At 64.0% G+C, this 10,116-nt stretch carries 7 protein-coding genes and 1 pseudogene; 1 reads left to right on the top strand and 7 read right to left on the bottom strand.

Annotation, left to right across the window (positions count from 1 at the left end):
- A pseudogene (locus BDI24065_RS30140) lies at window positions 1-383 on the bottom strand (primosomal protein N'); the annotation flags it as partial.
- Between the two features lie 454 nt (window positions 384-837).
- Window positions 838-1,932: a uroporphyrinogen decarboxylase gene (gene hemE, locus BDI24065_RS30135; protein ID WP_302479479.1), complete on the bottom strand. Its 1,095-nt coding sequence runs from the start codon at window positions 1,930-1,932 to the stop codon at window positions 838-840.
- A gap of 149 nt (window positions 1,933-2,081) precedes the next feature.
- Here hemE and BDI24065_RS30130 point away from each other — a divergent pair, with 149 nt between their 5' ends.
- Window positions 2,082-2,882: a transporter substrate-binding domain-containing protein gene (locus BDI24065_RS30130; RefSeq protein ID WP_175034307.1), complete on the top strand. Its 801-nt coding sequence runs from the start codon at window positions 2,082-2,084 to the stop codon at window positions 2,880-2,882.
- A 723-nt stretch (window positions 2,883-3,605) separates the two neighbouring features.
- Here BDI24065_RS30130 and BDI24065_RS30125 read toward each other — a convergent pair.
- From BDI24065_RS30125 to atpA, 5 genes are all read right to left on the bottom strand, one after another.
- Window positions 3,606-5,333, bottom strand: a complete 1,728-nt coding sequence (locus BDI24065_RS30125) for an AMP-binding protein (RefSeq protein WP_175034306.1) — start codon at window positions 5,331-5,333, stop codon at window positions 3,606-3,608.
- Window positions 5,334-5,584: 251 nt separating this feature from the next.
- Entirely contained in the window at window positions 5,585-6,010 is a 426-nt protein-coding gene (locus tag BDI24065_RS30120; RefSeq protein WP_006477288.1) for a F0F1 ATP synthase subunit epsilon, read from the bottom strand.
- A 156-nt stretch (window positions 6,011-6,166) separates the two neighbouring features.
- Window positions 6,167-7,561, bottom strand: coding sequence for a F0F1 ATP synthase subunit beta (atpD, locus tag BDI24065_RS30115; protein ID WP_174940224.1), 1,395 nt, complete (start codon window positions 7,559-7,561; stop codon window positions 6,167-6,169).
- 66 nt (window positions 7,562-7,627) lie between these two features.
- Window positions 7,628-8,503: a F0F1 ATP synthase subunit gamma gene (gene atpG, locus BDI24065_RS30110; protein WP_043184895.1), complete on the bottom strand. Its 876-nt coding sequence runs from the start codon at window positions 8,501-8,503 to the stop codon at window positions 7,628-7,630.
- A gap of 69 nt (window positions 8,504-8,572) precedes the next feature.
- Window positions 8,573-10,114 carry a F0F1 ATP synthase subunit alpha gene (gene atpA / locus BDI24065_RS30105; RefSeq protein WP_011350525.1) on the bottom strand — a complete coding sequence of 514 codons (1,542 nt, stop codon included), beginning with the start codon at window positions 10,112-10,114 and terminating at the stop codon, window positions 8,573-8,575.
- Window positions 10,115-10,116: the final 2 nt, after the last annotated feature.

Here is a 10,116-nt window from a genome sequence, read left to right as displayed (position 1 = left end):
CGGCCGGCTTCCGTCGGCCGGTAGCGCACCTCGGGCGCGAGCAGCCGCCCCCAGCGCCCGGCATCGCGCAGCGCCTGCGGCAGCGCCGGCAGCGCGACCTCGCCACGCCCGCGCTGGTAGTAGTCGGCGGCGAACGACACGAGCGCGAGCCAGTCCGGCGACAACGGCGGCAGGTCGGCGCAGATCGCGTCGACTGCGCGCAGCCGGGAGGGCGGCACATCGGTGTGAGTCGTCACTTCGCAAACGAGCCCGACGGCCTGCCGCTTGCCGAACGGCACCTGCACGAGCGTGCCGGGCACGGGCGCCGGTTGCGCGTCGCAGCGGTAGTCGAACAGGGTGGCAAGCGGATGGTCGAGCGCGACGCGCAGATAGGTGCCGCTCATCACCGCGCTCCGGCGGCTGCATGCGCCGCATGGGTACGGACGGCCGATATCCGCGCCCGCATCGGGGCAGCGGACTTAAAGTAAAACTTCAGATTCGGCGCTAAGTTTTGGATTCGCATTAGGAATCGCCGTATACCCTGCCCAGCCTGTGGATAACTTTGTTGAGAACTCGCCGCTCACTGGCCGCAACGCGCGCAGGGCCGCGCTTTGCGCTGATTTTCGCCGCTTGTAGCGGTGCCCCGCGGAGCCTTATTCCATAAGGCTGCTATTCAAATTACCGAACCATAGCGAGACAAATTGACCGATACAGGGCTCTACCGCGCTGCAACGAGGAAAATGTGTATAAGTCAAGTCTTGACAAGCACTGAATCGGCAACCGGTGCGGGGTTGCGCCCTGTTTAGTGCCAACAACGAAACGCTGTCACACCGCAGTGCAGCATGACAGCGCTTGCGTTCAGCCGGCGGCTCCGCTACGGATCGCGCGGCTGTGGCTATGCACTTCGTCGACGAGTTCGGCGACGTGATCGGGCGACGTGAATTGCGAAATGCCGTGCCCGAGGTTGAACACATGGCCCGGATGGTTGCCATAGCTGTCGAGCACCGCGCGCGCCTGCTCGCGCACCGCGGCCGGCGGTGCAAACAGGATCGTCGGGTCGAGGTTGCCCTGCAGCGCGACCTTGCCCGCGACGCGCTCGCGCGCGTTGCCGAGGTTGACCGTCCAGTCGAGCCCGACCGCATCGACGCCGGTCGCCGCGATCTCCTCGAGCCACAGCCCGCCGCCCTTCGTGAACGTGATCACCGGCACGCGCTCGCCGTCGTGCTCGCGCTTGAGCTGCGAGACGACGCGGCGGATGTAGTCCAGCGAGAAGCGCTGGTATGCGCCGTCCGCCAGCGCGCCGCCCCACGTATCGAAGATCATCACGGCCTGGGCGCCCGCTTCGATCTGCGCGTTCAGGTACGCGGCCACCGCCTGCGCGTTCACGTCGAGGATCCGGTGCATCAGGTCGGGGCGCGAATACGCCATCGACTTCACCGTGCGGAAATCGTCCGATCCGCCGCCTTCGACCATGTAGCACGCGAGCGTCCACGGGCTGCCCGAAAAACCGATCAGCGGCACGCGCTGACGGCCCTGGCTGTCGGTGAGCGCGCGGCGAATCTCGCGCACGGCGCCCGTCACGTAGCCGAGCGTCTCCTCGATGTCCGGCACCGCGAGCTTCGCGACGTCGGCCTCGGTACGCACCGGATGCGCAAACTTCGGCCCTTCGCCGACCTGGAAGTCGAGACCGAGCCCCATTGCGTCGGGAATCGTCAGGATGTCCGAGAACAGGATCGCGGCGTCGAGCGGAAAGCGCTCGAGCGGCTGCAGCGTCACTTCGGTCGCGTAGTCGGGATTCTTCGCGAGACCGAGGAAGCTGCCGGCGCGCGCGCGCGTCGCGTTGTATTCGGGCAGGTAGCGACCGGCCTGGCGCATCAGCCAGATCGGCGTGTAGTCGGTCGGCTCGCGCAGAAGCGCACGCAGGAAGGTGTCGTTGAGCAGGTTATGGGCCACGGTAGGAGCGACGATGCGAAGGCAAAGCGGCATTTTACCGGACAGCCGCCATCGGGCTGCGTATGCCGACGCGATGGCGGCCATATGACGCGCGCGATGGCTCCGTTATGATCGGACGCTCATATCGAACGAAACGAAGGAGGAGACCGATGAAGACACTCGCCACGCTCGCCGCGGCCGCGTTGCTTTGCTGCGCCGCCGCGCACGCGCAGACCGGCGCGGGTGCCGCTGCCGCAGCTCCAGGCGCCGGCTCGCGGCTCGACGACGTGCTCGCGCGCGGCACGCTGCGCGTGTGCACGACGGGCGACTACAAGCCGTATTCGTACTACCGCGCGGACGGCCGCTTCGAGGGCATCGACATCGACATGGCCGAATCGCTCGCGAAGTCGCTCGGCGTGAAGACCGACTTCGTGAAGACGAGCTGGCCGAACCTGACCGCCGATTTCGTCGCGAAATGCGACATTGCGGTGGGTGGCGTCTCGACGACGCTCGAGCGCCAGAAGCGCGTGTTCTTCACGCAGCCGTACGTGGTGGACGGCAAGACGCCGATCGTGCGCTGCGCGGACGCCGACAAATACCAGACCGTCGCGCAGATCGACCGGCCGGAAACGCGCGTGATCGTGAACCCGGGCGGCACCAACGAGCGTTTCGCGAAGCAGTATTTCACGCACGCGAACCTCACCGTCTATCCGGACAACGTAACGATCTTCAAGCAGATCCTCGCGGGCAAGGCGGACGTGATGGTGACGGATGCGTCCGAGACGCTGCTGCAGCAAAAGCTGAATCCGGGCCTGTGCTCGGTGCATCCGGACAAGCCGTTCCAGTTCGGCGAGAAGGCGTACATGGTGCCGCGCGGCGACGTCGTGTTCCAGCAGTACGTCGACCAGTGGCTGCATCTCGCGCTGTCGAGCGGCGAATACCAGGCGATTTCGGACAAATGGCTGAAGTAAGCGGGCCCGGACGCGGCGGCCGATAGCGGGCACCGACCCCGCAGCCGCAGCCCGCGAAAACCGCTGCGCGGCGGCGGCCGAAGCACCGCCGTTACACTTCGACGCCGCATGCCGGCACCCGCAAAATCGGCCCGAAGCCACCGAATTGGCCGAACGGCCGACTTCCGCGCATGCCAATCACGTTTCAAAATCTTTCTGACGAATGAATCGTCATGCGCGGTATCGGCCGAATGGCGCATTTTCTCGCGTGCAAACCGGCAATTCGTCGAGCCTGATACGCATGAAAAACGCATCGTGCGCATGCGCTGAAAACGCTGCGGAAAATATGAGTAAAAATGACCTTTTTCGGGCCCTCAAAAACAGCAAAAAATCCCGGAAAGCCTTATCTGGCGGGCGTTACAACCTGAAACACTTTGTTACCGCGAGGGGTCATTAATTCGCCCACAATGGCCTCAACGGTTTCAACACGGATGCGGTCTCGTGTGCCAAGTGTGAGCGGACGCGAAGCGCTGCGAGCCAGTCGGTCACGTACCGAAGCCCTTCCGAGGGGCATCCCTGTTGGAGTCGTTTCCGGCCCCCCGCCGGACTCGGTTTCATCTTTGGTCTCCTCGCGCTAACCCCGTAGCGTGTGGTTTTTAGCGGGCTAATAAGCCCGCTTTTTTTCGTCCATCGAAAGCGTAACGGCCCGCAGGCCGCCACGTCTTTTCCCGCCTCCATGCCGCGCTATGCGGTCTTCTGCACGTCGAGCGTCAGCTCCTCGATCATCCGGTCGCGCATCACGAACTTCTGCACCTTGCCCGTCACCGTCATCGGCAGCTCGTCGACGAAGCGGATGTAGCGCGGGATCTTGTAGTGCGCGATCTGCCCGTTGCAGAACGCCCGCACGTCGTCCTCGGTCATCTGCTCGTCCGCGCGCAACACGATCCACGCGCACAGCTCCTCGCCGTACTTCGCATCGGGCACGCCGAATACCTGCGCGCTCTGGATCTTCGGATGCCGAAACAGGAACTCCTCGATTTCGCGCGGATAGACGTTCTCGCCGCCGCGAATCACCATGTCCTTCAGCCGGCCGACGATGTTGCAGTAACCGTCCGCATCGAGCGTCGCGAGGTCGCCCGTATGCATCCAGCCGTCCACCAGCACCTCGCGCGTCTTCGCGTCGTCGTCCCAGTAGCCGAGCATCACCGAATAGCCCTTCGTGCACAGCTCGCCCGTCGAGCCGACCGGCACGATGCCGCCGCTCGGATCGACGACCTTCACTTCCAGATGCGGCTGGATGCGCCCGACCGTCGTCGTGCGTTTCTCGAGCGGATCATCGGTCGAGCTCTGGAACGACACCGGGCTCGTCTCCGTCATCCCGTATGCGATCGTGATCTCCGACAGGTGCATCTGCGACACGACGCGCTTCATCGTCTCGATCGGGCACGGCGAGCCGGCCATGATCCCGGTGCGCAGCGTCGACAGGTCGAAGTTCGGAAACTCGGGGTGATCGAGCTCGGCGATGAACATCGTCGGCACGCCGTGCAGCGCGGTGCAGCGCTCGTCGGCCACCGCCGCGAGCGTCGCGACCGGATCGAATGCCTCACCAGGAAACACCATCGCCGCGCCCTTCGACACGCACGCGAGCACCGCGAGCACCATCCCGAAGCAGTGATACAGCGGCACCGGGATGCACAGCGTGTCCTGCTCGGTGAAACGCATCGCCGTCGCGATCGAGCGCCCGTTGTTGACGACGTTGCGGTGCGTGAGCGTCGCGCCCTTCGGGCTGCCCGTCGTGCCGCTCGTGAACTGGATGTTGATCGGCTCGTTGGCCGCGAGCGTCGCGCCGATCGCATCGAGCAATGCGGGATCGACGGCCTCGCATCCGCGTGCCATCAGGTCCGTGAAGCGGAACATGCCGGCCGGTGCGACGTCGCCCATCGACACGACCGTGCGCAGGCTCGGCACGCGCGCCGCGTGCAGGTCGCCCGGCGTCGCGGTCGCGAGCTCCGGCGCGATGGTCTGCAGCATCTCGACGTACGCGGACGTCTTGAAGCGCTCGGCGGCGATCACGGCCTTGCAGCCGACCTTGTTCAGCGCGTATTCGAGTTCCGACAGCCGGTAGGCCGGATTGATGTTGACGAGCACCGCGCCGATCCGCGCGGTCGCGAACTGCGTGAGCAGCCATTCGCTGCGGTTCGGCGACCAGATGCCGACGCGATCGCCCTTCACGATGCCGAGCGATGCCAGGCCCGCCGCCAGCACGTCGACCTCGTTCGCGAACTCGCGCCAGGTCCAGCGCACCTGCTGTTCGCGGAACACGACGGCCGGACGATCGGGAAAGCGGCCGGCCGTGTCGAGCAGGAACCGGCCGATCGTCGCTTCAGAGAGCGGCACGTCGGTCGTGCCGCGCACGTAAGACAAGCCGTTTTCGGGCGCGATCAGCGCGCCCACGCCAAGGTCTGCTGCCATGAATGTCTCCGTCCTTTTTGTCTGATCGGCCTGCGCGCTTCCGGTGCCCGCCTCCGCCGCGCAATCGCGACGGACGGCCTCAACGCGGATGATGACGCGCGCGGCTGACGACACTCTGACATCAAATCGCGGCGGACGGATGAAATAGCACGACCGGACGGAATGATCCGACCCGTAAAAACAGACGAAAACGACGGACGAAAAAAAAGCAGCCCGAAGGCTGCTTTCTTTCGCGGGATACGCGGCGCGGCTTAATGCCGGCTGCGGATCTTCGCCAGACGCTGGATCGCCTCGAGCTGCGCCATCGCGGTCGCGAGCTCGGATTGCGCCTTCGCGAGGTCGAGGTCCGACTTCGCGTTCTGCAGCGTTTCCTCGGCACGCTTGCGTGCTTCCTCGGCTTTCGCCGCGTCGAGGTCCTTGCCGCGGATCGCGGTATCGGCGAGCACCGTCACGGCGCCCGGCTGCACTTCGAGAATGCCGCCTGCGACGAACACGAATTCGTCGTTGCCGCCCTCGACTTCGATGCGCACCGCACCCGGACGAATCCGCGTGATCAGCGGCGTGTGGCCCGGCAGAATGCCCAGCTCACCCGTTTCGCCCGGCAGCGCGACGAATTTCGCCTCGCCCGAGAAGATCTGCTCTTCCGCGCTGACGACGTCTACTTTGATGGTTGCCATATGGACTCCTGTCGGCGAGAGCGAACGCCTTGCGGCGCCTGCTCTCGTCCCATGCACGGCGGATTGAGCGTATTGCGGTCGGCGCGACCGGCCTGACTGTCGATCAATGAAGACCGACACCCCGACCCGCACGCGCCGTGCGACTCACTCGAATCCTTACGAGATCTTCTTGGCCTTTTCGAAGGCTTCGTCGATCGTGCCGACCATGTAGAACGCCTGTTCCGGCAGGTGGTCGCACTCGCCGTCGACGATCATCTTGAAGCCGCGGATCGTTTCCTTCAGCGGCACGTACTTGCCCGGCGAGCCCGTGAACACTTCAGCAACGTGGAACGGCTGCGACAGGAAACGCTGGATCTTACGAGCGCGCGCGACCGACAGCTTGTCTTCCGGCGACAGTTCGTCCATACCCAGAATCGCGATGATGTCGCGCAGTTCCTTGTAGCGCTGCAGCGTCTGCTGAACGCGACGGGTGATCGAGTAGTGCTCTTCACCGATCACGTTCGGGTCGATCTGGCGCGACGTCGAGTCGAGCGGGTCGACCGCCGGGTAGATACCCAGCGAAGCGATGTCACGCGACAGAACGACGGTTGCGTCCAGGTGGCCGAAGGTCGTAGCCGGCGACGGGTCGGTCAAGTCATCCGCAGGGACGTACACGGCCTGAACCGACGTAATCGAGCCCTTCTTGGTCGACGTGATGCGCTCTTGCAGCTTGCCCATTTCTTCAGCCAGCGTCGGCTGATAGCCCACTGCCGACGGCATACGGCCGAGCAGTGCCGACACTTCGGTACCGGCCAGCGTGAAACGGTAGATGTTGTCGACGAAGAACAGCACGTCGAGGCCTTCGTCACGGAAGTGCTCGGCCATCGTCAGGCCGGTCAGCGCAACGCGCAGACGGTTGCCCGGCGGCTCGTTCATCTGGCCGTACACCAGCGCGACCTTGTCGAGAACGTTCGAGTCCTTCATTTCGTGGTAGAAGTCGTTCCCTTCACGGGTACGCTCGCCCACGCCCGCGAACACGGAGTAACCGCCGTGTTCCTTCGCGATGTTGTTGATGAGCTCCATCATGTTGACGGTCTTGCCCACGCCAGCACCGCCGAACAGGCCAACCTTGCCGCCCTTTGCGAACGGGCAGATCAGGTCGATGACCTTGATACCCGTTTCGAGCAGTTCGGTCGACGGCGACAGTTCGTCGAACGCCGGAGCCTTCTGGTGGATCGAACGCGTCGTTGCGCTTTCGATCGGGCCAGCTTCGTCGATCGGACGGCCGAGCACGTCCATGATACGGCCGAGGGTCGGCTTGCCGACCGGCACCGAGATCGGCTTTGCCGTGTTCTTCACGGTCAGGCCGCGGCGCAGGCCGTCGGATGCACCCAGACAAATGGTACGGACCACGCCGTCGCCCAGCTGCTGCTGGACTTCGAGCGTCAGTTCCGAGCCATCGAGAATGAGCGCGTCGTAGATCTTCGGCATGCTGTCGCGCGGGAATTCCACGTCGATAACGGCGCCGATGCACTGTACGATCTTGCCTTCTACCAAAGCAGCAGTACTCATCGCTTTTCCTTTAAATACCTGATTCTTTACTCGCGCAAAGGCGCAGTTGTCGTCCCGGGCGCGCGCTTAAACAGCGGCTGCGCCGCCGACGATCTCCGACAGTTCTTTCGTGATCGCGGCCTGACGGCTCTTGTTGTACACGAGCTGCAGTTCGCTGATCACCGTCTTCGCGTTGTCGGACGCGGCCTTCATCGCGACCATGCGCGCCGATTGCTCGGACGCCATGTTTTCCGCGACGGCCTGGTACACCAGCGCCTCGACGTAACGCACGAGCAGTTCGTCGACGACTGCCTGCGCGTCCGGCTCGTAGATGTAGTCCCACGACGTGGCCGGCGTACCGTCATCGGCTTCGAAGTGTTCCGACGACAGCGGCAGCAACTGCTCGATCACGGCTTCCTGCTTCATCGTGTTGACGAAGCGCGTGTAAGCGATATAAACCGCCGACAGCTTGCCTTCCGAATACAGATCGAGCTGCGTCTTCACGGCGCCGATCAGCTTGTCCAGATGCGGGGTGTCGCCGAGGTGCACGACCTGCGACATCACCTTCGCACCGAAGCGGTTCAGGAACCCGAGGCCCTTGCTACCGATCGCGGTAGCTTCGACCTTCTGGCCCTTCTCTTCCAGCTCCTTGAACTTCTGCACCGTCGCACGCAGCACGTTGGTGTTCAGACCACCGCACAGACCCTTGTCCGTCGTGACGAGGATGATGCCGGCCGTCTTCGCGCCTTCGTTCGCCACCATGAACGGGTGGCGGTACTCCGGGTTCGCGCGGCTCATGTGCGCGGCGATGGCACGGACCTTGTCCGCATACGGACGAGCGGCGCGCATGCGTTCCTGCGCGCGACGCATCTTCGATGCGGCCACCATCTCCATCGCCTTCGTGATCTTGCGCGTGTTCTGCACGCTCTTGATCTTGCCGCGAATTTCCTTCATTCCAGCCATAGCTTGCTCCTTGACCGAAGCGGCGCGGGCGCATCAGCACCCGCGCGGCCTCAGTGTGTCACTCGCGGATCAATAGGCACCGGACTTCTTGAAGGATTCGATCGCCGAGCGCAGTGCGCCTTCGTCGTCCTTCGAGAGATCCTTGGTGTCTTCGATGCGCTTGATGAGGTCAGCGTTGCTGGTCTTCAGGCTTTCGCGCAGGCCCTTCTCGAACGACAGCACTTGCTTGACGTCGAGGTCGTCGAGGTAGCCGTTGTTCGCGGCGTACAGCGACACGGCCAGTTCCCACACCTGCAGCGGCTGGTACTGCGGCTGCTTCAGCAGTTCCGTCACGCGGCGGCCGCGCTCGAGCTGCTTGCGGGTCGCTTCGTCGAGGTCCGATGCGAACTGGGCGAATGCCGCCAGTTCACGATACTGCGCGAGGTCGGTACGGATACCGCCCGACAGCTTCTTCACGACCTTCGTCTGAGCGGCGCCACCGACGCGCGACACCGACACGCCGGCGTTGATTGCCGGGCGGATGCCTGCGTTGAACAGGTCGGTTTCCAGGAAGATCTGGCCGTCGGTAATCGAGATCACGTTCGTCGGAACGAACGCGGTCACGTCGCCAGCCTGCGTTTCGATGACCGGCAGTGCCGTCAGCGAGCCGCTCTTGCCCTTCACTTCGCCGTTCGTGAACTTCTCGACGTACTCTTCCGACACGCGAGCCGCACGCTCGAGCAGACGCGAGTGGAGATAGAACACGTCGCCCGGGTAGGCTTCACGGCCCGGCGGGCGGCGCAGCAGCAGCGAGATCTGACGGTATGCCCAGGCTTGCTTGGTCAAGTCGTCATAAATGATCAGCGCGTCCTGGCCGCGGTCGCGGAAGTATTCGCCCATCGTGCAGCCGGCGTACGGTGCGAGGTACTGCATCGCTGCCGAATCCGAAGCCGAAGCGGCGACGACGATCGTGTATTCCATCGCGCCCGTTTCTTCGAGCTTGCGAACCACGTTCATGATCGACGAAGCCTTCTGGCCGATCGCGACGTAGATACAGATCAGGTCCTTGCCCTTCTGGTTGATGATCGCGTCGAGCGCCACTGCGGTCTTGCCGCACTGACGGTCGCCGATGATCAGCTCACGCTGGCCACGGCCGATCGGCACCATTGCGTCGATCGACTTGATGCCCGTCTGCACCGGCTGCGACACCGACTTACGCCAGATCACGCCCGGGGCGATCTTTTCGATCGCGTCGGTCAGCTTGGCGTTGACCGGGCCCTTGCCGTCGATCGGGTTGCCGAGCGCATCGACCACACGGCCGACGAGTTCCGGACCAACCGGGACTTCCAGAATGCGGCCCGTCGTCTTGACGATGTCGCCTTCCGAGATGTGTTCGTATTCGCCGAGAATCACCGCGCCGACCGAGTCGCGCTCGAGGTTCAGCGCGAGGCCGAACGTGTTGCCCGGAAATTCGAGCATTTCGCCCTGCATCACGTCCGACAGGCCGTGGATACGCACGATACCGTCGGTCACGGAGATCACGGTGCCCTGGTTGCGAACGTCTGCGCTCGCTTCAAGGCCCTGGATCCGGCTCTTGATCAGCTCGCTGATCTCAGAGGGATTGAGTTGCATTA

The sequence above is a fragment of the Burkholderia lata genome, assembly GCF_902499025.1.
Classification (GTDB): Bacteria; Pseudomonadota; Gammaproteobacteria; order Burkholderiales; family Burkholderiaceae; genus Burkholderia; species Burkholderia lata_C.
Note: the sequence above shows the minus strand (reverse complement) of the source record. Positions and strands in the feature narration are given on the sequence as shown.